The sequence below is a fragment of the Amycolatopsis acididurans genome (genome assembly GCF_012328925.1).
In the GTDB taxonomy this organism is placed as follows: domain Bacteria; phylum Actinomycetota; class Actinomycetes; order Mycobacteriales; family Pseudonocardiaceae; genus Amycolatopsis_E; species Amycolatopsis_E acididurans.
Genome location: NZ_JAAXLS010000073.1, coordinates 1 through 24595, shown reverse-complemented (window position 1 = coordinate 24595; position 24595 = coordinate 1). Strand labels below are relative to the sequence as shown.

At 70.1% G+C, this 24595-nt stretch carries 24 protein-coding genes; 12 read left to right on the top strand and 12 right to left on the bottom strand.

The window, feature by feature from the left end:
• From HFP15_RS39780 to HFP15_RS42385, 7 genes are all read left to right on the top strand, one after another.
• The coding region (locus tag HFP15_RS39780; protein ID WP_168523360.1) for an enolase C-terminal domain-like protein at positions 1-983 on the top strand (983 nt) is incomplete at its 5' end.
• A 27-nt stretch (positions 984-1010) separates the two neighbouring features.
• Complete coding sequence (locus HFP15_RS39775; RefSeq protein WP_168523364.1) at positions 1011-2816, top strand: glycoside hydrolase family 15 protein; 1806 nt, start codon at positions 1011-1013, stop codon at positions 2814-2816.
• A 41-nt stretch (positions 2817-2857) separates the two neighbouring features.
• Positions 2858-4480, top strand: a complete 1623-nt coding sequence (locus tag HFP15_RS39770; RefSeq protein WP_168523358.1) for a fatty acyl-AMP ligase — start codon at positions 2858-2860, stop codon at positions 4478-4480.
• Positions 4473-4724 carry an acyl carrier protein gene (locus tag HFP15_RS39765; RefSeq protein WP_312871981.1) on the top strand — a complete coding sequence of 84 codons (252 nt, stop codon included), beginning with the start codon at positions 4473-4475 and terminating at the stop codon, positions 4722-4724. The genes HFP15_RS39770 and HFP15_RS39765 overlap by 8 nt, the downstream gene beginning before the upstream one ends.
• Positions 4725-4813: 89 nt before the next feature.
• Positions 4814-5125 (top strand): hypothetical protein, encoded by a 312-nt coding sequence (locus tag HFP15_RS39760; RefSeq protein WP_168523353.1) that lies wholly within the window; start codon positions 4814-4816, stop codon positions 5123-5125.
• Entirely contained in the window at positions 5125-7914 is a 2790-nt protein-coding gene (locus tag HFP15_RS39755) for a WXG100 family type VII secretion target (protein ID WP_168523351.1), read from the top strand. The genes HFP15_RS39760 and HFP15_RS39755 overlap by 1 nt, the downstream gene beginning before the upstream one ends.
• Positions 7915-7934: 20 nt before the next feature.
• The gene (locus HFP15_RS42385) at positions 7935-8375 is read left to right on the top strand and encodes a hypothetical protein (RefSeq protein WP_210718491.1); all 441 of its coding nucleotides are present in this window, start codon (positions 7935-7937) and stop codon (positions 8373-8375) included.
• 44 nt (positions 8376-8419) lie between these two features.
• Here HFP15_RS42385 and HFP15_RS39745 read toward each other — a convergent pair whose 3' ends face one another.
• The 3 genes from HFP15_RS39745 to HFP15_RS39735 form a co-directional block, all read right to left on the bottom strand.
• On the bottom strand, positions 8420-9109 hold the full coding sequence (locus tag HFP15_RS39745) for a GPR1/FUN34/YaaH family transporter (RefSeq protein WP_168523349.1): 690 nt from the start codon (positions 9107-9109) through the stop codon (positions 8420-8422).
• A gap of 78 nt (positions 9110-9187) precedes the next feature.
• Entirely contained in the window at positions 9188-9379 is a 192-nt protein-coding gene (locus HFP15_RS39740; protein WP_168523347.1) for a Z-ring associated ZapG family protein, read from the bottom strand.
• Positions 9380-9423: 44 nt separating this feature from the next.
• Positions 9424-10020, bottom strand: a complete 597-nt coding sequence (locus tag HFP15_RS39735) for a TetR/AcrR family transcriptional regulator (RefSeq protein WP_168523345.1) — start codon at positions 10018-10020, stop codon at positions 9424-9426.
• Between the two features lie 124 nt (positions 10021-10144).
• Here HFP15_RS39735 and HFP15_RS39730 point away from each other — a divergent pair, with 124 nt between their 5' ends.
• Entirely contained in the window at positions 10145-10573 is a 429-nt protein-coding gene (locus HFP15_RS39730) for an organic hydroperoxide resistance protein (RefSeq protein ID WP_168523343.1), read from the top strand.
• 33 nt (positions 10574-10606) lie between these two features.
• Here HFP15_RS39730 and nicT read toward each other — a convergent pair whose 3' ends face one another.
• A complete protein-coding gene (gene nicT / locus HFP15_RS39725) occupies positions 10607-11674 on the bottom strand; it encodes a Nickel transporter NicT (protein WP_168523341.1) in 1068 nt (355 codons plus the stop codon).
• A gap of 211 nt (positions 11675-11885) precedes the next feature.
• On the opposite strand from nicT, the gene HFP15_RS39720 reads away from it, so the two are divergent.
• The 3 genes from HFP15_RS39720 to HFP15_RS39710 are packed head-to-tail and all read left to right on the top strand — an operon-like array spanning position 11886 to position 15233.
• Positions 11886-13238 carry an iron-containing alcohol dehydrogenase gene (locus HFP15_RS39720; protein WP_168523339.1) on the top strand — a complete coding sequence of 451 codons (1353 nt, stop codon included), beginning with the start codon at positions 11886-11888 and terminating at the stop codon, positions 13236-13238.
• Between the two features lie 7 nt (positions 13239-13245).
• Entirely contained in the window at positions 13246-14586 is a 1341-nt protein-coding gene (locus tag HFP15_RS39715) for a MadS family sensor histidine kinase (protein WP_168523338.1), read from the top strand.
• Positions 14583-15233, top strand: coding sequence for a MadR family response regulator transcription factor (locus HFP15_RS39710; protein ID WP_168523336.1), 651 nt, complete (start codon positions 14583-14585; stop codon positions 15231-15233). Before HFP15_RS39715 ends, HFP15_RS39710 begins: the two co-directional genes overlap by 4 nt.
• 23 nt (positions 15234-15256) lie before the next feature.
• Here the strand turns inward: HFP15_RS39710 and HFP15_RS39705 are convergent, their stop codons facing one another.
• From HFP15_RS39705 to HFP15_RS39670, 8 genes are all read right to left on the bottom strand, one after another.
• Positions 15257-15880, bottom strand: coding sequence for a GPR1/FUN34/YaaH family transporter (locus HFP15_RS39705; RefSeq protein ID WP_168523334.1), 624 nt, complete (start codon positions 15878-15880; stop codon positions 15257-15259).
• Positions 15881-15982: 102 nt separating this feature from the next.
• Positions 15983-16843, bottom strand: a complete 861-nt coding sequence (gene mftM / locus HFP15_RS39700; RefSeq protein WP_168523332.1) for a mycofactocin oligosaccharide methyltransferase MftM — start codon at positions 16841-16843, stop codon at positions 15983-15985.
• Positions 16840-18348 (bottom strand): VWA domain-containing protein, encoded by a 1509-nt coding sequence (locus HFP15_RS39695; protein WP_168523330.1) that lies wholly within the window; start codon positions 18346-18348, stop codon positions 16840-16842. Before HFP15_RS39695 ends, mftM begins: the two co-directional genes overlap by 4 nt.
• A gap of 9 nt (positions 18349-18357) precedes the next feature.
• Positions 18358-19410, bottom strand: a complete 1053-nt coding sequence (locus tag HFP15_RS39690; protein WP_168523328.1) for an AAA family ATPase — start codon at positions 19408-19410, stop codon at positions 18358-18360.
• A gap of 147 nt (positions 19411-19557) precedes the next feature.
• Positions 19558-20850: an NDMA-dependent methanol dehydrogenase gene (gene mdo, locus HFP15_RS39685; RefSeq protein ID WP_168523326.1), complete on the bottom strand. Its 1293-nt coding sequence runs from the start codon at positions 20848-20850 to the stop codon at positions 19558-19560.
• 219 nt (positions 20851-21069) lie between these two features.
• Positions 21070-21429: a DUF779 domain-containing protein gene (locus HFP15_RS39680; RefSeq protein ID WP_168523324.1), complete on the bottom strand. Its 360-nt coding sequence runs from the start codon at positions 21427-21429 to the stop codon at positions 21070-21072.
• A complete protein-coding gene (gene adh / locus HFP15_RS39675) occupies positions 21429-22946 on the bottom strand; it encodes an aldehyde dehydrogenase (RefSeq protein WP_168523322.1) in 1518 nt (505 codons plus the stop codon). Before adh ends, HFP15_RS39680 begins: the two co-directional genes overlap by 1 nt.
• Positions 22947-23117: 171 nt before the next feature.
• The gene (locus HFP15_RS39670) at positions 23118-24320 is read right to left on the bottom strand and encodes a helix-turn-helix domain-containing protein (RefSeq protein WP_246272493.1); all 1203 of its coding nucleotides are present in this window, start codon (positions 24318-24320) and stop codon (positions 23118-23120) included.
• Positions 24321-24364: 44 nt separating this feature from the next.
• Here HFP15_RS39670 and HFP15_RS44265 point away from each other — a divergent pair.
• A partial coding sequence (locus HFP15_RS44265) for an acetyl-coenzyme A synthetase N-terminal domain-containing protein (RefSeq protein WP_376768932.1) occupies positions 24365-24595 on the top strand: 231 nt, incomplete at its 3' end.

Genomic DNA, 24595 nt, shown 5'->3' with positions numbered 1-24595 from the left:
GGGTGAGCGGGCTGGGCTGGACCTATGCGGACGTCTCGTGCGTGCCGCTGATCACCGGGGTGCTGGCGCCGGTGATCCGTGGCTGGCCGGTGCTCGACGTTCCCGCGGCGTGGTCGGCGATGCGACGCCGGATCCGCAACCTCGGCCGCCCCGGCATCGTCTCGTGTGCACTGTCCGCTGTGGACATCGCGCTGTGGGACGCCGCGGCCCGCGCGGCCGGTCTTCCGCTGGTGCGGCTGCTGGGCCGGGAACACGAGGACGTCGCCCTCTACGCCAGCGGCGGGTTCACCACCGAATGCGTGCACCAGCTCGAAGCCTGGCTCGGCTCGTGGGTGCACCAGCGTCAGGTGCCACGCGTGAAGATCAAGATCGGGGAGGCGTGGGGAACCGAGATCGCGCGAGATCTCACCAGGGTGCGCGCCGCACGGGACGCGATCGGGTCCGAAGTGGAGCTCTACGTGGACGCCAACGGCGGATACACCGTCGGTCAGGCCCGCCGGATGACCGGCCTGCTGGCCGAACACGACGTGCGCTGGTTCGAAGAGCCGGTGTCCAGCGACGACCTGGCCGGGCTGGCGGAACTGCGTGGCGGTTCCACGATGGACATCGCGGCCGGGGAGTACGGATACGATCTCGCCTACTTCGGCAAGATGATCGGCGCGCGTGCGGTCGACTGCGTGCAGATCGACGTCACGCGCTGCGGCGGCTACACCGAGTGGCGCCGCATCGCCGCACTCGCCGCGGCGGCCGGGCTCGACGTGTCCGCGCACTGCGCGCCCAACCTTTCCGCGCAGATCGCCGCCGCCACACCGAACTTCCGCCACATCGAATGGTTCGCCGACCACGACCGCATCGAGACCGAGTTCTTCGCCGGCGCGCTCGACCCCGCCACCGGACGGGTCGCGCCGGATACGACCGTGTCCGGTCACGGCTACAGCCTGAACGCGGACATCGCCGGCTACACCGTTCCGGAAGCAGCATGAAACCCGAGCCGAACAGGTGGTGACGTGATGCCGCTGATCGAGGACTACGCGCTGCTGGGCGATCTGCACACCGCCGCCCTGGTGTCGCGGCACGGCGGGATCGACTGGCTGTGCCTGCCGCGGTTCGACTCCCCGGCGTGCTTCGCCGCCCTTCTCGACGACGAACGAGCCGGGACGTGGCTGCTCGCCCCGGCCTCCGGCGGACCGGCGATCCGGCGCGCCTACCTCGACGACACGCTCATCCTGTCCAGCGAGTGGGACACGCCGGAGGGCACGGTGCGGATCCTGGACTTCATGCCGCCGCGCGGCGAGGCACCCGACGTGGTGCGCATCGTCGAAGGCGTCTCCGGCCGCGTGCCCATGCGAACCCTGCTGCGCCTGCGGTTCGACTACGGCCACGTGACCCCGTGGGAACGCGACGTCGACGCCCAGTTCGCCGCCATCGCCGGACCGGATGCCGTGTGGCTGCGCACACCCGTGCCGCTCGCCAGCGGCGGCGGCGACGTGCGCGGCGAGTTCACCGTCGCCGCCGGGGAGCGCGTGCCGTTCGTGCTCACCCATCGCGCCTCCCACCTGCCCAAGCCCAAGACCGCCGAGCCCGAGGCGGCATTGGCCGACACGCGGCGGTTCTGGGCGGACTGGATCGCGCGGTGCCGCTACCGGGGCGAGTGGTCCGGCGCGGTCGAGCGCGCGCTGATCACCCTCAAGGCGCTCACCTACGCGCCCACCGGCGGGATCCTGGCCGCGGCCACGACCTCACTGCCCGAGCAACTCGGCGGCTCCCGCAACTGGGACTACCGCTACTGCTGGCTGCGCGACGCCACGTTCACCCTGCAGGCACTGCTCGGCACCGGCTACACCGAAGAGGCCCGGGCGTGGCGCGAATGGCTGGTGCGGGCCGTCGCGGGCGATCCGGGAGAGCTGCGCGTCATGTACGGGCTCGACGGCACCCGCAGGCATCCCGAGTCCACACTGGACTGGCTGGCCGGATACGAGAAGTCGGCACCGGTGCGCATCGGCAACGCCGCCGCCGGGCAACTCCAGCTCGACGTGTGGGGCGAGGTCCTCGACGGGCTGCATCTGGCCCGCGAGGCCGGGCTGCCCTCGATCGAATCCGCGTGGGATCTGCAGCGCGGGCTGCTCGATTACCTTGAGGGACAATGGGATCAGCCCGACAACAGCCTGTGGGAGATCCGCGGGCCGCGCCGGCATTTCGTGCACTCCAAGGTCATGGTCTGGGCCGGGCTCGACCGGGCCGTGCGCACGGTCGAACGGCACCGCCTGGACGGGCCCGCCGACCGGTGGCGCGAGCTTCGCGACCGCGTGCACCGGGAGGTGTGCGACCGTGGCTACGACCCGGATCGCAACACCTTCACCCAGTTCTACGGCTCGCACGGGCTGGACGCCGCGCTGCTGCTCATCCCGCGCGTGGGTTTCCTGCCCTGGGACGATTCGCGCGTCCGGGGCACCGTCGACGCGGTCGATCACGAACTGGGGCACGACGGTCTGGTGCGGCGCTACGATCCGGCGGCCGACGGCGGTGTGGACGGTCTGGACGGCGGGGAGGGGTCGTTCCTCGTGTGCGCGTTCTGGCTCGCCGACGCCCTCCACGCGACCGGTCGCGGTGCGCGGGCGCGGCGGTTGTTCGAACATCTGCTGGACCTGCGCAACGACGTGGGCCTGCTGAGCGAGCAGTACGACACCGCGCACGGGCGCCAGGTCGGCAACACACCGCAGGCGTTCAGCATGGTCGGCCTGGTCAACACCGCCCGGCACCTCGGCGGTACCCACACCACGACGAGCGCCACCCGGCAGGAGCAGGACCTGCGCTGAGCCGGTGGTCGGTCCCACGGCGCGCTGGATAGATTGCCCGCATGGAGACCGTCCCGGCCGAGGTGCTGCGCACGTCCATCGTCGAGCACTTGTTCGCGCGGAGGGACGACCGGCGCCGCCTGTTCACCCACCAGGACTTTCCCTCCGGCGACGAGTACGGGCTCACCTGGGCCGAACTCACCGGCCGCGTCCGGGTGGTGGCGGCGCGGCTGCGGGAGGTCGCCGCGCCCGGGGACCGCGTCGCGATTCTCGCCGGGCAGGAACTGGCTTATCCGGTGTCCTTCTTCGGTGCGCTCGCCGCGGGCATGGTCGCGGTGCCGCTGATGGATCCCGCCACGCGCGCGCACCGGAACCGGCTCACCAGTGCGCTCGACGACTGTGCGGCCACCGTCTGGCTCACCTCCGCACGCGCCGCCGCACGGGTGCGCGAATTCGGCACGCCCGGGCATCTCGTCGTGGTGGACGAGCTGTCCGGCCCCGGCGCGGACCCGGTTCCCCTCGATCCGGAAAGCCCCGCCTACCTGCAGTACACCTCCGGCTCGACCCGCGAGCCCGCCGGGGCGGTGATCCCGCACCGGGCGATCGTCGCGAGCTGCTGGCAGGCCTCGCGAGCCTATGCGGTGAACGAGGACACCACGTGCGCCGGCTGGATCCCGTTCTTCCACGACATGGGTCTCATCCAGTTGCTGTGCCTGCCGGTCTTCGCCGGTGCCCGCTCGGTGTTCATGGCGCCCGCCGAGTTCGTGCGCAGGCCGCAGCGGTGGCTGCGCCAGCTGTCGGATCACCCAGAGGTGTTCACCGCCGCCCCCAACTTCGCCTTCGATCTCGCCGTCGCGGCCGCGCCCCGCGAAGGTCTGAACCTGTCCGGGGTGCGGATCGCGTTGAACGGCAGCGAGCCGGTGCGGCCGGAAACGGTGGCGAACTTCCAGGAAGCCTTCGGGCCCTGGGGTTTCCGCCGCGAGGCACACCGCCCGTCCTACGGCCTGGCCGAGGCGACGGTGTACGTGTCGAGCGCGGGCCCGGAAGGGCCCACGATCACCACGTTCGACCGGGACGCACTCGCGCGGGGCAAGGCGGTCGAAGCCGCACACGGGCAGCGCCTGGTCTCGGTCGGCACACCCGTCGGCCAGCTCGTGCGCGTCGTCCGGGACGGGCAGGTGCAGCCGGAGGGGACACTGGGCGAGGTCTGGGTGCACGGCCCGCACGTCGCGGCCGGGTACTGGCGCCGGGGCGGCGAGTCGTTCGGCGCCGTGCTCGACGGGCGGGGCGGCTGGCTGCGCACCGGTGACCTCGGCGCCTGGCATCGCGGCGAGCTGTACCTCACCGGCCGGGTCAAGGACCTGATCGTCCTCGACGGACGCAATCACTATCCCCAGGACATCGAGGCCACCGCCGCACAGGCGCATCCGTCGGTCCGCCGGGACCGGGTGGCCGCGTTCGGCGTCTCCGACGAGCGTGGCGAAGGGGTCGTGGTGGTCGCGGAATGGGATGCGCGGACCGGGGCCAAGGAGGTGACGAGGGCGGTGTTCCGCGCGGTGGCCGCCGCACACGAGCTGAGCCTGCGTACCGTACGGCTTGTGGGGCAAGGTGAACTTCCGCGGACATCCAGTGGCAAGATCGCCCGCGCGGCGGCGAGAAAACAGTATGGTGGCGGCCGTGGGTGATCACATCGCCGAGGTGCGCAAAATCGTGAGCGACACCTTCCGGCTCGATCCCGCGCTGGTCGAGACCACCGCTCCGCTGGAGGAGCTCGGTATCGACTCCAAGGGACGGATCCGGTTGCTCGCCGCGCTCGAGGTCCACTACGGAGTCACGTTCGACCTGGACAAACGTGATCGGCTCACCGACATCGGCGCGGTGGCGGGCGTGCTCGCCGAAGCGCTGCGCGACCAGCGCGCGGACGAATGATCAACTTCGTTGCACTCGCAACGGCACCGGGCACGTCGGCGAGGCGTCCTACGAACGTCCGAAGGACCTGACACAAGGGGGCTTGAGGCATGAGCGGCGGGTACACCGCGAGCACCGACGCGATGGCGACCGCGTCGAGGAAGATCACCCAGCTGGCCGAGGATCTGCCGGACGCGAACCCGGATCTGTCCAGCACGCCGATCACGGCGGACGGGTTCGGCCGGGTCCACGGCGCGCACGCGGACAAGTACACCACCGGCGTGAAGACGTTGTGGGACTCGATGACGGGCTACTGCCAGACGCTGAACACCTTCGGCACGAACATCGGCAGCGCCGGTTCCTCCTACGGTCACAACGAGGACACCCAGTCCGGGGCGATCACGAATGCGGGGACGCTGTAATGGCCCGCACCTGGGCGGATGTCAAGGCGCTGCTCGACGATCCGAGTCTCGCGCCGGACAAGAAGACGGCGCTGATCAGCGCGTGGATCAACGACAACCCGGACCAGCCGCAGGCCGAACGCGACGAGGCACAGAAGTACGCCGATGCCTACAACGCGAACCCGTTCATCGGCGGTTCGGTGGACGACGCCTACGACGATGCGAAAACGGCCGCCGACCAGGCCGGTTACAACGAGAACCAGTTGACGAAGGCCGTCGACGAGGGCAAGACGCAGCTGCAGGACAAGCAGCCGCCCGCGTCCGGGGGTGTGGGCACCAAGACCTCGGACGAGCTGTTCGACGCCGCCGCGCCGGCGCTGAAGGTCTTCGAGACCTTCGGCTCGCTGCTGGCGAAGGTGCCGGACGACTGCCGCGGCAACACGCGCGCACTGGATCTCGACAAGGATGTGCGGAGCCGTTTCGACGAGCAGCGCGGGATCAGCTTCGAGAACTTCCTCGCCGACGCCGACCACTTCAGGACGGGCTCCACCACGCTGGAGCAGAACATCTCCGACACCGGTTCGGCGCTGAGCACGGTGTTCCAGACCTGGACCGGCGCGGGCGCCGACGCCGCCTCGGACAACTACAACGACAAGATCCTGCCCAAGGCCAACAAGCTCGTGCAGACGCTGGAGAACGTGAGCCAGGCGACGTCGAGCACAGCCGGCACCGTTTTCAGCCTGTGCAAGAACAAGGCGGACGCGGTCGTGGACCTCTACACCGATCTGGTCGGCAAGGCCGACTACACGATGGCGCAGAAGGTCATGGCCGTGGCCAACGGCGAGCACGGCAGCAAGGACGACCTCGCCCAGATCGCGGGGTGGATGGACCTCAACTTCGGCACCGACCTCGTCTCGACGCTCAACGACGACGGCTGCTGCGATGACGACGACATCCAGAAGGAAGGCCAGAACCTGGCCAAGCAGTGGGTGCAGAACGCGTTCAACCCGGATATGTGGGACCGCATCTGGACGAGCTTCGACAAGACCTGTAAGGACACCAAGGAGCTCGTCGACAAGGCCTACGACGAGCTCGACAAGGTCATGAGCCAGGTGCGCAACGAGTTCCAGAACGCGGATCAGCCGGGCACCGCCGGCAACACCGGGCCCGGCGGCGTGGGCCAGGGCGGCTCCGGCACGACCGGTTCGGGCGCTGGGCAGTTCGACGTGCCCGAGGTGTCCGGCTCCTCGGGCGCCCCGGGTTCTCCTGGCGGCGGCACCGACGTGTCCGGGATCGGCTCGGGATCGACCAGCGCCGCGGGCGCCAGCGGGAACTTCGGTTCAGGTTCCGGCCCGGGTGCGGATTCCTCGCTCCCGTCGGGCACGACGCCCTCCGGTGACACCTCCTCGGCCGGGTCCGGACTCTCCGGGCTCGGGTCCACGCCACCGGCGGGAAGTCCGGCACCGGGGTCGAGCGGTTCGGGATCGGGCGGCTCGGGTTCGTCCGGTGGGGACGATGCGGCGGCGCTGGAGGCGGCGAAGCAGAAGGCACAGAGCGCGCTGAATTCCTACAGTGGTGATCCGATCAAGACGGATTCGGGTTTGGGTGGCGGCGGTTCCGGTTCCGCGACCGAGAAGTCGAGCGCGGGTCTGGGAAGTTCCGGTTCCGGTTCGCCAGCATCGTCCGGAAAGGACAATGCGGCCGCGCTCGAGGCGGCGAAGCAGAAGGCGCAAAGCGCGCTGAATTCCTACAGTGGTGATCCGATCAAGACGGATTCGGGTCTGGGCGGCGGCGGTTCCGGCTCCGGGACCGAGAAGTCGAGTGCGGGTCTGGGTAGTTCCGGTTCCGGTTCGCCAGCATCGTCCGGAAAGGACGATGCGGCCAAGCTCGAAGAGGCCAAACAGAAAGCCAAGGACGCGCTCGACTCCTACAGTGGCGACGGGAGCGCAACCGGCGCCGACGGGCTCAAAGGCGATTCGCTGGGCGAGGCGAACCCGGACACGCTCAAGGTCGAGCAGGGCGGCAAGACCTTCGAGATGACCGAGCCCGGCACCGACGGCAAGATGGACATCAAGGTCGGCGAAGGAACCGGCGATCCGAAGGACTACCGGCTCGACTGGTCCGGCACCAAGGACACCGGCGATCCGGGGCAGCCGGGAGCCGACGGCGCCTACCATCCGGGCGCGGACGGCAAGATCCACATTCAGGACGGCGACCTGAAGATCACCGCGGAACGGCCCGACGGTCCGGACGGGCCCACCAAGGTCACCGTCGACGACGGCAGCGGCAGCCCGGCGACCTACACGCTCGGCGACTCGGACAAGACGCCGAACCTCGGTCACGCCTCCGCCTTGCCGGCCACCGGCAGCCCGGATCTGCCGGCCGGTGATGTGTCGTCCCCCGCCGCGCACTCCGGTATCAGCGCGCCGAGCTTCAGCGGCGGCGGGCTGCCCGGGACAGACCCGGTCTCCGCCTCGTCGGGCGGCCTTGGCGCGGTGAGCTCCGGCGACGCCGCGTCGCCGGGCACCGGCGTGCAGAGCGGCGCGGGTGCGGCGGCGGCCGCGGTACCCGCCGCCGCACCGCAGGCGGCGGCGTTGCCGGACGCGGGCTCGTCGCCCGCCGGCATGTCCGGGATGGGCATGGCCGGGATGGGTGGCATGGGTGCGGGCCAGGGCGGCGGCGAGAACCAGGAACGCACTTCGCGTGCGTACCGGATCGACGGCGGCATCTTCGACGCCGGGGAGAAACCGGGCCCCCGGATCATCGGTTCACTGGACGACGACGGAGACCGGCCCGTCAAGAAGCGCTGAGGCCGTAACAGGAGGAATTCATGGTCTCCGAGGAGATCCGGCGGTTGCAGGCCACGATGGACGGTCTGCTCCGCGAGCAGGCCGACCGGCGTGCGTTGCGCGAGCGTCAGGGCGAGGACATCAAGGCCCGCTCGGACGAGTACATGACCAAGCAGGTGCAGGCGGCCGAACGGTACGTGCAACTGCGCCGGGAACTGGGCCGGCAGGAAGAGGAGCCCGACGACGGGATCACCGAGCTGGACTTCGAGCCGGAAGGTTTCGCCGAGTCCGGTGAGGACACCCCGCAGCCACCGGCCCCGCCCGCACCGGCGCCCGCCGCACCGGCTCCGCCGGAGGCGCCTGCCGCGCCGGTCCCGGTCGCGGCCCGCCCGGCGCCGGAGCGTCCGGCGCGGCAGGCCCGCCAGGAGGTCGACGAGGACGACGACGACTTCCTCAACAACCGCTGGATGGACGACGCTTAGCCCGTCCCGTGAAAAACCGGGGCAGGCGGCCGGGGGCGCGGTGCTCAAAGCTGGTGCCGGACCCCGGCCTCCTGGGTGATGCGTCCGAGCTGATCACTCAGCCCGCCCTGCAACGCGACGCGTGCGGCGTTGCGGCGGCCCAGCGGCAGCACGGTCCGCCCGGTGCTGTCCTCGATCAGGAACGCCGTGCCGCCGTACACCGAGATCAGCACGATCGGCAGCCCCGCCCAGCCCGAGATCTGCGCGAACACCTCGACGCCGGTGAGCTCGTAGATCCCGGTGAACACGTATCGCACCACGGCGAAGCCGGCCAGCACGGACAGCAGCGGCCGGGTGCGCACGGCGCCGCCACCGATACCGGTCACGACCATGGCGATGACCAGCAGGAAGATACCGAGCACCGCCGACCGGCCGCCGGGCGGCGTGGTCAGCCCGGTCGTTCCGAGCGTCGCCCACACGAGCCCGAAGATCAGCATGGCGGTGGCCAGCCCAGCGTCACGTGCGGCGTAACCGATGAGTCCCGCCACGACCTGCAACGGTGCCGAGAAGCACAACAGGACCAGCGCCAGCGTGTGGGTCTGGGTCAGGGGGACCCAGTGCAGCTCCAGTGCCGTGTAGAGAATCGTCCCGACGCCGAACGCGTAGAACCCGACGGGTGCGCTGCTCGCGATGGGCCGCAGCACGATGCGGGCGAGGTCGTCCGGCGCTCGGGTATCGGGTTCGGTCGTGGGCACATCGACCCCCTCTGCTCGGCGCCACTTCCCCCGGGTTTCCCCGTGGCGGCGCCGCCTACACGCGGGGAGGCGGCGCGGTCAGCGGCGGCCGGCCTGGTTGCGGCCCACCGAGCGGCCGATGAAATAGCCGAGCACCAGGCCGACGATCAAGCCGATGGCGATGAAGAAGACGATCGTGGCCGCCGCGATCTTTCCCACCGTGCCGAGGAAACCTCGCGCCTCGAACTCGGTTGCCAATGCCACGGTCTGGGTGAGGGCGTAGTGAGTCATGCGCGACATTGTCGCCAATCGGGCCCGGCCCCGCAGCGCCGTGCTCAGCGCCGGGCGGTTTCGATCACCGCGCGCCCGGCCTCGATGAGCGCGCCGGCCCGTGAGTCCGATCCGGCACCGAGGTAGCCGCCGACCATCGCGCCGTCCCGCAGCATCATCAGCTGATCGACCACAGTGGACGAATCGCCGATGCCGAGTTCGGCGAGCAGATCCCTCAGCAGTCCGGCGAACCAGGCGCGGTGCGCGGCGACGGCCTGCCGCACCGGATGGCCGGGGTCGGCGTATTCGGCGGCGGCGTTGATGAACGGGCAGCCACGGAAACCGGACGCGCAGCTGGCGTCCGCCAGGGCGTGCGCGATGCCGGTGAGCATGGCGCACGCGTCACCCGTGCGCAGCCCGTCGAGGGCGCCGCGTTCGGCCGCGGCCCGGCCGTCGAGGTAGGCGAGCACCAGGTCGTCCTTGGTGGGGAAGTGGCGGTAGAAGGTCACCTTGCTGACAGCGGCGGCGGCGATGATCCGGTCGGCGCTGACCGCACGGATGCCCTCGCCGTAGAACAGTTCGTCCGCGGCGGCCAGGATGCGCTCCCGCACCGGCGACGGCCGCGATGTCGCCGCGTCTGGTGTCGCGCTCGCCCGCGCCATCGGCACTCCCATCCCCGTCCTGCGTCGCCTGTCCAGGTTAGACGCCCCTCGCCGGCAGGGCCGGTCGGTGCTAACGTAGTAGACGTACTAGTTCGTCTACCTGCTTTCCGAACAAGGGGAACACATGTCCGACACCCTCTACACCGGCATCGCGACCTCCACCGGCGACGGCAGGGCGGGAGGCCGGGCGCAAACGAACGACGGGCTGCTCGACGTCACACTGGCGATCCCGAAGGAGATGGGCGGCCCCGGCGGGGCGACCAACCCCGAGCAGCTGTTCGCGGCGGGCTGGGCCTCGTGTTTCCACTCCGCGCTCAAGGCCGTCGCCGCGCAGCGGAAGGTGACCGTCGCGGACTCGGCCGTCGTCGCCGAGGTCGGCATCCACCCCACCGCGGAGGGCGGGTTCAGCCTCAGCGCGGCACTGCACGTGGAGCTGTCCGGCGTGGACCAGGGCACGGCCGACCAGCTGGTCGCGGCGGCGCACGAGGTGTGCCCGTACTCGAACGCCACGCGCGGCAACATCCCGGTGACCGTGGACGCCACCGTCGCCTGACGCGCACGGCCGGGGCGGCACCCGCCCCGGCCTTCAGTCCACCGCCTCCGGTGCCCAGTGCCGCTCCAGCCGCCCGCTGCGCCACACCGCGAACGCGATCAGCCAGGTGGCCGCGAACAGGCCCACCAGCAGGTAGCCGACGTCGGCGAGGTCCAGGCTCGCCGCCCAGGCCAGCGGGCCGCTGGTGATGTCGAGACGCTGGGCGAGCAGCCCGGTCAGCTCGATGCCGCCGATGGCGAGCGCCACGGCCACCGACAGCGCGGTGACGGTGAGGTTGTAGAACACCTTCCGCACCGGGGTGACCAGCGCCCAGCCGTAGGCGAAGTTCATGAACACCCCGTCCGCGGTGTCCAGCAGGCTCATCCCGGCCGCGAACAGCACGGGCAGGGTCAGCAGCGCGTACCAGGGCAGTGCGAACGCCGCCGCGCCGCCGGCGAGCACCAGCAACGCCACCTCGGTCGCGGTGTCGAAACCGACGCCGAACAGCAGGCCCAGCGGGTACATGTGCCACGGACGGCGCACGGACCGGGCGACCCGGCCGAGGATCCGGTTCAGCAGCCCCCGCTCGTCCAGCCGCCGCTCCAGCTCGGCCTCGTCGAACTCGCCGCCGCGCATGCGCCGGAACACCCGTGCGATGTGCAGCAGCGACACCAGGTTCAGCACGCCGATCAGCAGCAGGAACCCACCGGAGACGAGGGTGCCGATCAGCCCCGTCACCGCGTGCAGCGCCGAGGTGTCCGTGGTGACCTGGCCGGCCAGCGTCCGCACGCCGAGGCCCAGCAGCAGGCACAGCCCGAACACGACGCTGGAATGGCCGAGGGAGAACCAGAAGCCGACCGACAGCGGCCGCGTGCCCTCGGCGATCATCTTGCGCGTGGTGTTGTCGATCGCGGCGATGTGGTCGGCGTCGAAGGCGTGCCGCATGCCCAGGGTGTAGGCGGTGACGCCGAGCCCCGCCCCGAACACCCCCGACTGCCCGATCGCGTGATGTCCGGGCACCACCAGCAGGATCAGCGTTCCCCAGCCGAGTACGTGCAGCAGCGCGATGACCGCGGACATCCCGGTGATCGTGCGCCATCCCCGCCGGTCAAGCGCCGCCATGTCCTGCTCCCTCCGCCGGGCCGGCTTCGTCGCCGACATCAGCACCGTCGCAGCCGGACGCGGCGCCGGGCACTGCCCGGACGGAGAGGAGACCGCTGTCTCCTCGGGTGAGAACCTCTCCGATCGGGTAGGTACCGGTGGCCAGGCGGAGGGTGTGTCGGCCGTCACTGTGGCGGTAGCGTCAGGTCGGTCGAACGACGAGGAGCATCCCATGCCACGACTGTCCGACCTGCCGAAACTTCCCGGTGCCGTGACCGGCGGTGTTCTGCCCGGCGGGGTTCGTGACGTACCGTGGAGGCGGTCGCCGCACTGGAGCGGGGACCGTGAATCGCGGGAGGTTGCTGTGCCGGGCCCTGTCCTCGACCAGGCCGAACCGCTGACCGGTCCGTGCGTCGCGACCACCAGGACCGAGCCCGCGGAACTGGCCAAGTTCCACGTACCGGAGGTCGTGTTCGGCCCCGGCTCGCTCGCCGAGCTCGGGCACGCGGCGCTTCGCGTCGGCGCCCGCAGGCCGTTCGTGGTCAGCGACCCCGGCCTGATCGAGGCGGGCTGGGTCGAGGAGGCGGAAAGCCATCTGCAGCTGGCCGGGCTGCGGCCGGTCGTGTTCTCCGGCGTCACCCCCAACCCCAAGGACCACGAGATCGAGGCCGCCTACCAGCAGTACGCCGCGGTCGGCGCCGACGTGATCATCGCCGTCGGCGGGGGATCGTGCATCGACGCGGCCAAGGGGGTCGCGATCCTGTCCGGCAACGGCGGCACGATCCTCGGCTACGCCGGCGTCGACCGGGTCGTGCAGCCCATCCCGCCGCTGGTCATGGCGCCGTCCACGTCCGGTACCGGCGCGGACGTCTCGCAGTTCGCGGTCGTCACCGACACCACGCTGCACACCAAGATCACGATCATCAGCCGCACGCTGGTACCGGACATCTCGATCGTCGACCCGCGGCTGCTCATCACCATGCCGGACGATCTGAACGCCGCGACCGGGCTCGACGCGCTGACCCACGCGGTCGAATCGTTCGTCTCCCGCGCGCACAACCCGCTGACCGACCAGCACGCCCTGCACGCGGCCACGCTGGTCACCCGCAACCTGCTGCACACCATGGTCCATCCGAAGGCCGCCGAGCCGCGCATCGCTATGGCGCAGGGCTCGCTGGAGGCCGGGATGGCCTTCACCAACGCGATCCTCGGCATCACGCACGCGATGAGCCACCAGGTCGGCGGGCTGCTCGACGCGCCGCACGGGGTGCTCAACGGGGTTCTGCTGCCGCACGCGATCCGGTTCAACGCGGTCACCGATCCGGAGCGGTTCGTCCCGCTGGCCGCCGCGACCGGCATCGACGTCGCGGGCAGGCCCGCGGCCGAGGTGGCCGAGGCCTTCGCCTGCCGGGTGCGCGAACTGGCCGACGCGGTCGGCGTGCCGCGCGGCCTGTCCGCGCTCGGCGTCACCGAGGCCGACATCGGCACCCTCACGCGCACGACCCTGCAGGACGCGTGCCTGGCGACCAATCCGAGAACCGCGACCGCGGCGGACGTGGCCGCGCTGTTCCGGCAGGCGTTGTAGGGCGGCGATGGCGACGGACAACTATCTCGGCGCACTCACCGGCGTGCGGTCGGGTAAGCGCTCGTTCTATCCCGAGTACGTGCGCTCCGCGGAACGGCTGGAACGCGCCGTCGGTGCGCTGGACCGGATCTCGCGGGCGCTCGTGCGCACGGGGGAGGGGCCCCGTGCGCTGGTCGAGGCGGTCGTGCGGGCGGCGGCCGAGCACGTGCAGGCCGACTGGCTGCTGTTCGCGGTCGCCGACGGCGCGCTGCGCGCCGCCCGCCCGCGATTCTTGCTGCTGTCGGGGGAGAACCTCGTGGAGGACGAACGGCTGTTCCCCTCCGACGCGCTCGCGCAGCTGCGCGTGCTGCGGTCGCGGCCGTGGGAGGCCGACGAGCCCGCCGAGACCGGCGTGCGCGTCCCGATGACCCTGGACTGCGAACCGGTCGGCGGGATCGCCGCGCTGCCGGCACCGGGCATGGACGTGGCCGACACCGATCTCGCGGTGCTGCGGGTGCTGGCGAACCAGGCCGCGGTCGCGCTGCACAACTCTTACCTCGTGCACGCCACGGTGCGGTTGCGGGGGCGTACCGAGGCGCTGTCCGAGGCCGCCGAACAGCAGGCCCGTGACCTGGCCGCGCGCAACGCCGAACTGCAGGAGACACAGCGCAGGCTGTTCGACGCGATGCGGCGGCAGGCGCTCGACGACGAGCGGCACCGGATCGCGCGCGAACTGCACGACAGCGTCACGCAGGACGTGCTCTCGGCGGGCATGATGATCGAGATCTGCCGCGCCGAACTCGCCGACCCCGGCGCGGACACCGACGTGATCAGCGACAAGCTCGTCGAGGCCAAGGGGCTGACCCGGCACGCGGTGGAACGGCTGCGCGCGGCGATCTACGCGCTGCACCACACCGATTCCGAGCCGTCCGGCTCGCTGCCGGTGCTGCTCGAACGACTGTCCACAGTGCACCTGCCGACCGACCTGAAGGTGAGCGTGTCGGTGCACGGCGAGCCTGTGCCGCTGCCCGGCGAGGCCGAGCACTCGCTGCTGCGGATCACCGGCGAGGCCCTGTTCAACACCGTGATGCACACCAACGCGGCCCGCGCGCGGATCCGGCTCGACTACCGGCCCGAGTCCATCCGGCTGGCCATTTCCGACGACGGTGACGGCGATCCGGTGCAGCTGCGCCGGATGCTGCGGCTGTCCTCGGCGACGGATCTCGCGGGCGCGCACCGGGGACTGGCGAACATGCGGGCGCGCACCGAGGAACTGGGCGGGACACTGTCGATCCGGCGGTCCCGGATCGGAGGGATCCTGTTGCTGCTGGAGATTCCGTTGCCGCTACCGGGGGAGAGGACGCCATGATGATCACGGGTGCGCGGACGCTGAAGATCGTCCTGGTGGACGACCACGCCATCGTCCGGCAGGGGCTGAAGTCCATTTTGGAGCGCGAGGACGACATCTCGGTGATCGGCGAGGCGGCGACCGCGGCCGAGGCCAGGGCCGTGGTGGAACGCACCCGGCCGGACATCGTGCTGCTGGATCTGAAGCTGTCCACCGGTTCCAACACCGAGGGCCTGGACGTGTGCGCGGAACTGACCAGCCGCTACCCGGAGGTCGGCGTGCTCGTGCTGACCACGTTCCTCGACGACGCGCTGGTGGTCGAGGCGATCCACCGCGGCGCCCGCGGTTACGTCATCAAGGACGTCGACACGACCGGTCTGGTGTCCTCGATCCGCGCGGTGGCCCGCAACGAGAGCGCGTTCGACTCCCGCTCGGCCTCGGCGATGGTGCGTTCCATCCGTACCGCGCCCGAGGAACCGGTGCTGACCAGCCGTGAGCAGAACGTGCTGGAACTGCTGGCGCGCGGACTGTCCAACCGCGACATCGGCGCGCGCCTCTACATCTCCGAGACGACGGTGAAGTTCCACGTTCGCAACATCATGCGCAAGATCGGTGCGTCGAGCCGGGCGGAGGCCGTCTACGAGGCCAGCAAGATGGGCCTCATCTGAGGGCCTCCACCCGGCGGCCGGCGCTACCGCAGCACGGGGCGGCCGAGCGGCAGTCCGCGGCCGCCCGTGCCCGCGGACATCGCCCCGGCGAAGAGGTAGACACCGACGGCGGTGAAGGCGAACACCACGTAGCCACCGGCCGTCGTGGCGCTCGTGGAACCGGCCACCGTGCCGTAGAGCACCAGTGCCAGCGCGACGTCGATCAGCACGAACAGCAGCGTGAACGCGGCAGGCAGCCGCAGGGTCGCCAGCGTCAGCAGCACGATGGTGACCAGCCAGGCGATCAGGAACAGGCCCTGCGTCGCGGTCGCGGCCTCGGCGGAGATGCCGAACCAGCCGTGGATGAGCCCCAGCACGAGGGCGGCGTAGCTGAACCAGAATCCGGAGAACACGCCGAACACGGCGGCCACCGCGCTCTGCCCGAGCGCCGCGGCCCACACCGCGGCGACGAGCTGGCCCACCCCGGTCGCGGGCAGGATGATCGCGATCGACGCGCCGACCGCGCCGGTGGGTACGTAGCCGGTCAGTACCAGCCCCAGCGCGATCGCGCCGACGATGAACGTCGGCACCCCGATCAGTGCCGGATCACCCTCGGGTGCGCCGGCTTCCTTCTGTACGGGCGTTTCCGTGACAACAGCAGTCGACATCGATGCTCCTCGTTGAGCTGCGAGTGGACGGTCGCCTCCAGCGTCCCCCGGCGCGGCCCCGGCCAGAACTGACCCGGTGGGCGCGGGTGCCCCTGCTTCCGGTCAGGCCGGGCGGCGGTCCAGGATCAGCCAGCCGCCGTGGAAATCGGAGACCCGGTGACGCCAGCCGGTACCCGCGCCGAGCGCGGCCAAGGTCGCCAGATCGAAGCGGCGCACGTGGCCGTAGTCGGCGCTGGGCACGTCCTCGAACGGCACCGCGACGACCACTTTGGACCGGGCCAGCCGCATCGCTTCGGCGAGCACGGCCTGCCCGCGCCTCTCGTCGAGGTGCTCCAGCAGGTGCACCACCGTCACGGTGTCCACAACGGAGTCCGGGAGGGGAACGCGGGAGGCGTCACAGATCAGGGTGCGCAACGGTGTGTTCCGCGCGGTGGCGACGGTGTCCAGCAGCCGCATCGCGCCGCCGACGATGTCGGAGGCGATCACGCTCGTCCGCGGCCGTGCGGCCAGCAACAACGGCAGGAAACCGAAGCAGGACCCCAGATCCAGCACGCTGCCGGGCGGAACCAGGCGCAGCACCCGCGCGTACACGGGTGCGATGTCCGCGATGAGCCTGGGCGCCGCACGGGGATCTCTCAGGTGCGCGAGCGTGTTGGCGTAGAACGTGCCCCACGCCAGGCGCGGATCGGGCAGCGTGCTGCGGACGATGCCGGTGAACACGCGCTCGAAGATGTCCTGCCCGCACAGCCAGCCCGGGGTGAACAGCTCGTCGATGAGCAGCCCGGTCAGGCCGTTGTCGAGCTGGTCCGGGCGCAGGTGGTGACCGATCTCGATGCGCCGCCCCAGCCGGTGCAGCCGGAAATGGTCGGTGCGTACCACCGCGGGCCTGCCGTCGTCCTCGGCGCGCACCACACGCACCAGATCGTCGAGGTAGTCCTCGAGCGGATCCAGCGCGGCGGTCATCGCGTCACCAGATCGAGCGCGACTCTGTCCAAACCAGACAGATCGCGCACGACCCGTACCTTCGAGCAGTATTCGGCGTAGTCGGGCAGATCGCAGCCGCCCAGCCCCCACGAGTAGCGCGGTTCCGGGGTCAGCCAGATCGTTTCCCGTGCCCGCCGGGAGATTTCGCCGAACGCGGTGAGGTTCGGGTCGTTGCCGTTGCCCCGGCCGTCACCCAGCACCAGCACCGTGGTCCGGCGGGTCACGGCGGAGGAATGCTCCGCGAGGAAATCGCCGAACGCGGCGCCGTAGTTGGAGTTCGCGTCCACATCGAGCACGTCACCGCCGAAGATCAGGCCGAGCGCGCGCTCCACCGGATACTCGGCGAACAGCTCCGTGGTCTCGGCGATGCCGTCGACGAACGCGAACGAACGCACCTGCGCGAACAGGTTCTGCAGCCCGTGCACCAGATGCAGGGTGAACCGCGCCGTGGCCCGCACGGACAGGCTGACGTCGGCGAGCACGACCAGCCGCGGCCGGTCCTCGGCACGCCGCACCGTGACCGGGCTGAACGGGATGCCGTCGAAGCGCATGTTGCGCCGCATGGTGCGGCCGGGGTCGACGCGGCCGGCGCTGGCGATGCGCCTGCGGTGGGTCAGCGCGCCACGCAGCGAGGAGGCCAGCCGCCGCAGCGACTCCTCCAGTTCCGCGCGCTCGCGCTCGCCGGCGGTGTCCACTTCGGCCGCGCGCCGCTCCCGCGACTCGACGACCTTGTTCTCCAGTTCCAGCAACGCTTCCAGATGTTTCTTGAGCGCCTCGGGCAGGTTCGCCAGCACCCCGGCGAGGCGGCGGCGTAGCTTCGCGGCGTCGTCCTCGTCGCCGTCGGAGTCCCCGGCCTGGTCGAGCCAGCCCAGCAGCGCGTCCTGCTCGGCGATGGTCAGCTCCGCGTCGACCTTCGTGCCGGTGTCTCGCGACAGCTGCCCCGGCACGCCCGCGCCGTGCAGCCGGTCGGTGTCGAGCTGGACCCGGTAGCCCGCGTCGCCGGTGACGGTGTTGTCCTTGGAGAACACGATCTCGTCGGTCATCGAGGTGAGGTCGATCTTGTTCGCCTCCTGGTGCAGGTTGTACTGCTGCGCCAGGTCCTCGGGATCGAAGTAGTCGCGGATATCACTGGGTTTGCCGTGTTCGTGGCCCTGTTGCGGCGTCTCGCTCGGCTCCTCCGACAACGTGAAGCTCTCCAGCTCGCCGGTGTCGGACAGGTCGTCGTGCGTGTGTCCGTGGCCGTGCCCGTGCTCGTCCTCGCCGACCCGGACGAGCGCGAAGAAGGCGTCGAAGATCTCGTCGAACGCCGGATCGTCGCGGTGGTCCTTGACCAGCGCGAGCCGCAACGCCTCCTTCAGCGTCGCACGGTCGGCGAGGATTCCCGGCTCCGCGGCGCAGCGCAGGGCATCCAGCGTCTCGGGCACCGAGATCCGGACGTCGCGCATCCGCAGCAGCCGGACGAACCGGTGCAGGCTGGCCTCCATCGCGCGCTCCTAGGACCGGGACCGGCCGAACGACCGGCTGCCACGATCCGCGCTGACCTTCGGCGCCTCCTGTGTGTGCCCGTGCCCGTGCCCGTGCCCGTGGCCGTGCCCGTGACCGTGCGCGGCCTCGGGTATCTCGGCGTTCGGATCGACCAGCCGCGGCAGCGCGTCCAGCGCCTTGCGCACGTCCTTGTCGTACTTCACGACCACCGAGACGGTGTCCGAGAGCACCGGCGCGGTCAGCTCGTCGACCCCCAGCACGGCGAGCGTGCGCGCCCAGTCGATGGTCTCGGAAATGCTCGGCGACTTGCGCAGTTCCAGCTCGCGCAGCCCGCGCACGATGTCCACCAGATGCCGCGCGAGTGCCTCGGGCAGGCCGGTGTTCTTGCTGCGCACGATGTCCAGCTCACGTTCGGCCGACGGGTAGTCGAGGAACAGGTGCAGGCACCGGCGTTTGAGCGCGGCCGCCAGGTCGCGGGTGTTGTTCGAGGTGAGGATCACGTAGGGCCGGTTGCGGGCGGTGAAGGTGCCGATCTCGGGCACCGAGATCTGGTACTCGCCCAGCATCTCCAGCAGGACCGCTTCCAGCGCCTCGTCGGCGCGGTCGATCTCGTCGATCAGCAGCACCACGGGTTCCTCCGAGCGCACCGCCTCCAGCAGCGGCCGGGCGGCGAGGAACCGCTCGGAGAAGAACACGCTCTCCTGCGCGCCGATCCGCTCCACCGCGTCGTGCAGGTCCGGCGCGTCCGCGACCAGCTGGCCGATCTTCTCACGCAGGATCTGGGTGTAGAGCAGCTGTTTGCCGTAGTCCCATTCGTACAGTGCGCTGGTCTCGTCCTGGCCCTCGTAACACTGCAGGCGCAGCAGCCTGCGGCCAGTGGCGGCGGCCAGCGACTTCGCCAGCTCCGTCTTGCCCACGCCGGCCGGTCCTTCCAGCAGGACCGGTTTTTCCAGCCTCGTCAGCAGGAACACCATCGTCGCCAGCCGCTGATCGGTCAGATATCCCTGAGCGGCAAGCGCTTTCCCGGCCTCCTCGACCGAATCGAACACCCCTGCGGTCACGCCGGACCCTCCTTGTCGTGGAAACCGGGGGCGGGCCGTTTCGGCCCGCCCCCGTCCGTTCTGCTTCATAAGCGGCGGAGCCGCTTGCTGTGGGCACGCGACTCGCACCGCTACCCGCACCGCTACGCAAACCGCGGCACGAGTTGATCAACTGATGAGGTCGTCGAGGTCGCCGTTGAGGCAGTGATCGACGACGGGACGCACGGTTTCGAAGGTGCATTCCTTGGCGTTGCCGGGGGTGCAGGCGTCACCGAGCACGTGGTTGGTGATGCGGTCCACGTCCTCGTCGTCGCCCTTGATGACGGAGGCGTTCTGGTAGTACTTCGTCGGGCCCTGGCCGAGCCGGTTCTTGGAGTAGCTGTCCTTGGTGACGTCGGTGAACTTCTCCGGGATGCCCACGTCGCGCAGCAACCGGATCGCCGCGTTGAGCGCGGCGTCGGCGGCCTGCACGTCGGTCATGCCGTGGGTGTCGATGCCCATCACCTCGGCGATGTCGGCGAAGCGCTTGTACGCCACCGGCATGTTGAACGCCCACACGCGCGGCAGCGCGATCGCGTTGTTGAGGCCGTGGTGGGTGTCGTAGAAGGCGCTGACCGCGTGCGAGATGGAGTGGATGATCCCCAGCCCGCCCGAGTTGAACGCCTGCGCGGCGATGTACTGCGCGTACATCATGCCCTCGCGGCCCGCCAGGTCCTGCGGGTTCCACGTGGCCTGACGCAGGTTCTCCGCCGTGAGCTTGATGGCCCGTAGCGCGTTGCCCAGCGACGGCTCGAAGTTCAGCCGCGACACGTAGGGTTCGGAGGCGTGCGCGAGCACGTCGAAACCACACTGGGCGGTGTAGTCCACCGGGCAGTCGTAGTAGAGCACCGGGTCGTCGATCGCCAGCGTCGTCACCGACGCGTCGTCGAAGGCCACGTACTTGTGGGGGTTGTCCGGATCGGTGGTGGTGTCGGTGATGACGTAGGCCCACGACGTCTCCGAACCCGTGCCCGCCGTGGTGGACACCGCGATGTGCGGAGGGTTCCGCGGGTTCTCGGACTTGTTGAAGCCTTCGAAGTCGTTGACGTTGCGCCCGTCGTGCGCGACCGAGATCCGCGCGCCCTTGCACGCGTCGTGCGAGGACCCGCCGCCGATCGACACGAAGCTGTCACAGGAGTTCTCCTGGTACAGCTTGACCGCGTCCATGACGTTGTAGTCCTTGGGGTTGGACTCGACCTTGTCGTAGAGCACGACCTCGAGCCCGTGGTACTTCATCGACTCGGTGACCTTTCCGACGATGTCGGAGCCACGCAGGCCACTCGTCATCACCAGGGTTTTCTTGAAGCCCAGCTTGAGTGCCTCGGGCCCGATCATCTCGTGTGCACCCGGGCCGAGCAGCGCACGCGGGAACGGGTGGAACTCCTTGATGGGGAACGGCTTCAGTAATTCGTCGACCTGCATGACCGCACTTGTCCTTCCTGCGCGACGGCGACTGTGGTGACGCGCACACCGAAGCTATCTCCCGGCGCGACCGCGCGGAAATGCTTGCGCGCCAATACTCCTCGGCCGGGACAGCGAGTCCGCACGTCCGGCCGGGCAGGTACCTGCCCGATCGGAGGGGGCGGGGCGCAGGCACGAAAAAGGGCCCGGACGTTTGTCCGGGCCCTCTTCGGCGGTATTTCAGTTGTCCAGCACGGCGAGTTCGTCGTCGGTCAGCAGCCGCGAGCGGATCAGGAAACGCACGCCGTCGGGCGCCTCCAGGGAAAACCCGCTGCCGCGGCCGCTGACGACATCGACCGTGAGGTGCGTGTGCCGCCAGTAGGCGAACTGGTCCGCGCTCATCCAGAACGGTGTGCCGTCCCCGACATGCCCCAGCAGCACGTCGGAGTCGCCGACCCGGAACTCGCCTTCGGGATAGCACATCGGGGCACTGCCGTCGCAGCATCCGCCGGACTGATGGAACATCACCGGACCGTGCCGCTCGACCAGCCGCCGCAACAACGCGGCGGCGGCCCCGGTCATCGCGACCCGTTGGGGCATCAGAAGAAGCCGAGCTTCTGCGGCGAGTAGGACACGAGCAGGTTCTTGGTCTGCTGGTAGTGCTCCAGCATCATCTTGTGCGTCTCGCGGCCGATACCGGACTTCTTGTACCCGCCGAAGGCCGCGTGCGCCGGGTAGGCGTGGTAGCAGTTCGTCCACACGCGACCGGCCTTGATGCCGCGGCCGAGGCGGTAGGCGGTGTTGGTGTCGCGGGTCCACACACCGGCGCCGAGCCCGTAGAGGGTGTCGTTGGCGATCTTGAGCGCCTCGTCCACCGAGTCGAACGTCGTCACCGACACGACCGGGCCGAAGATCTCCTCCTGGAAGATCCGCATGTTGTTGGTGCCACGGAAGATCGTCGGCTCGACGTAGAAGCCACCGGGATGCTCCGCGACCTCACGCGCACCGCCGCCGGTGAGCACCTCGGCGCCTTCGGCCTTGCCGATGTCGATGTAGGACAGGATCTTCTCGTACTGGTCGTTGCTCGCCTGCGCGCCGATCATGGTCGACGGGTCCAGCGGGCTGCCGCCGGTGATGGCCTTGGTGCGCTCGACGCAGCGGCCGATGAACTCGTCGTAGATCGAGGAGTGCACCAGCGCCCGCGACGGGCAGGTGCAGACCTCGCCCTGGTTGAGCGCGAACATCACGAAACCCTCGACGGCCTTGTCGAGGTAGTCGTCGTCGGCGTCGGCCACGTCGGGCAGGAAGATGTTGGGGCTCTTGCCACCCAGCTCCAGCGTCACCGGGATGATGTTCTCGCTGGCGTACTGCATGATCAGCCGCCCGGTGGTGGTCTCACCGGTGAACGCGACCTTCGCGACGCGGGAACTGGACGCCAGCGGTTTGCCCGCCTCGACGCCGAAACCGTTGACCACGTTGAGCACGCCCGGCGGCAGCAGGTCGGCGATCAGCTCGACGACCTTGAGGATCGAGGCCGGGGTCTGCTCGGCCGGCTTGAGCACCACGCAGTTGCCCGCGGCCAGTGCGGGCGCGAGCTTCCAGGTGGCCATCAGGATCGGGAAGTTCCACGGGATGATCTGCCCGACCACGCCGAGCGGCTCGTGGAAGTGGTAGGCCACCGTGTCCGCGTCGATCTCGGCGATGCTGCCTTCCTGGGCGCGGATGGCGCCGGCGAAGTAGCGGAAGTGATCGACCGCCAGCGGCAGGTCGGCGGCCAGCGTCTCGCGGACCGGCTTGCCGTTCTCCCAGGTCTCGGCGACCGCCAGCTCCTCGAGGTGGTCCTCCATGCGGTCGGCGATCTTGTTCAGGATGTTGGCGCGTTCGGTCGTCGACGTGGCGCCCCACTTCTCCGCGGCGGCGTGCGCCGCGTCGAGGGCGAGGTCGATGTCGGCCGCGGACGAGCGCGCCACCTCGCAGAACACCTTGCCGTCGACCGGCGACGGGTTCTCGAAGTAGCGTCCCTCGGCCGGGGCGACCCAGTCCCCGCCGATGAAGTTGTCGTACCGGCGGGCGAAGCTGACGACACTGCCGTCGGCACCGGGCTTGGCATAGGCCATGGAAGCACTCCATTCACTCGATCACGTCGGTGTGATGGGTGCCACCGTGCAGTGCCCAGGTTGGGAAAACGTTGGGGTTAGAGACTGTTCCAGATGTGGCTTGCGCGGCGGTGCGGGTAGCGGTGCAAGCCGCCGTCCTCACAGCAAGCGGCGCCGCCGCTCATAGAGCCCTTAATCGCTCAGCGCCTCCCGTAGCCGGGCGGCCGCGATGCCGCGGCGGCCGTCGCCCGGGGCCAGCAAGCTGTAGGCGTACTCGTGTACTTCCAGGTCGAAGGGGTGCCGCTCGCCGTGCAGGAGGGCGAGGTCGGGGCGGTTCGAGGCGAGCACGGCCTCGCGCACGGCGACCTCCAGGTGGTCACGCCATCGGATGATGCCCGGTGCCTCCGAGGCCGGCAGCAGCGCGGCGGTGTACGCGCGGACGGCGGTCTCGGTGTCCCCGGCCTTGAGCGCGCTCAGTACGGCGGCGGCGTCGCAGGCGACCGGGGCCGTCAGCGTGTAGCGCCGGCTGGTCAGCGCGCCCCGCAGCATCCGGCGCAGGTGGGAGGCCTCCGCGCGCAGTGTCGTGGTGGTGACCGGCTGGTCGCCGTAGATGGCTTCGCGCAACGTTTCCGGCGAGAACCCGCCGGGTTCGAGCGCCAGCAGGGTGAGCATTTCCAGGTGACGCGGGGAAAGGCGCAGCGGTACGCCGTCCAAAGTGGCGTGACCGGGGCCGAGGCAGGACAGCTCGACGCCCGGTGCCGGTGCGGTGGCGGGAAGCCGGGACTCGATGGCCGTGACCAGTGTGCGCACGGTCGACATGGCCAGCGGATGCGAGCGGTCCCAGGTCGTCGACAGGTCCAGCACACCGAGTTGACGGCCGCGCGGGTCCCGGATCGGGGCGCAGTAACAGACCCAGCCGTGCAGGGCGGCGACGAGATGCTCGGCGGAGAACACGCTGTTGGGCCGGCCCGTGCGCAGCGCGAGCGACAGGGCGTTCGTGCCCATGTCCGGTTCGTCCCAGCGTCCGCCGGGTGCGAAGTTCACCCGCTCGGCCCTGCTCCGCATGACCTTTCCGCCGCAGGTCCACAGGATCGTCCCGGACTCGTCGGTGACGGCCGCGACGAATCCGGCGTCGTCGGCGATGCTGCGCAGCTCGTCGGCCAGCTCGGTGACCGGAGTGCGTAACGGAGAGTCACGCCACCGTGCGCGCACCTCGTCGTCGGCCGCGGGTGCGCTGTCCCGCGCGGGGTCCACAAAGGACAGCGAACGGGCCCACGATTCGGCCACCTCGCTGCGCAGTGTCAGGTTTTCCGGGCGTGCCTGCACCGGCACCCAGCGGGCCCATTCCCGTTCCAGTGCCGCCCGGCGCTGGTGGAGCACACTACGCTCTGCCATGTCCGCGACCTCATCGTCCTTTGTGCCTGGCGCAATGGTGCTCCATGATGCCTGACGATCGCCGCGGGCGCACCTACCCGCGTGGACGGTTCCAACGTCTTGCCAACGTCGGCCCGGCAGCCTCTCCGGTCATGACGTCGAGGGAGATGTTCTGGGCTGAGCAGGCGGAGCGGTTGCACTGGGACACGAGGTGGTCTCGGGTGCTGGATTGGTCGGGGGCGCCGTTCGCGAAGTGGTTTGTCGGCGGGAAGTTGAACGTCGCCTACAACTGTGTG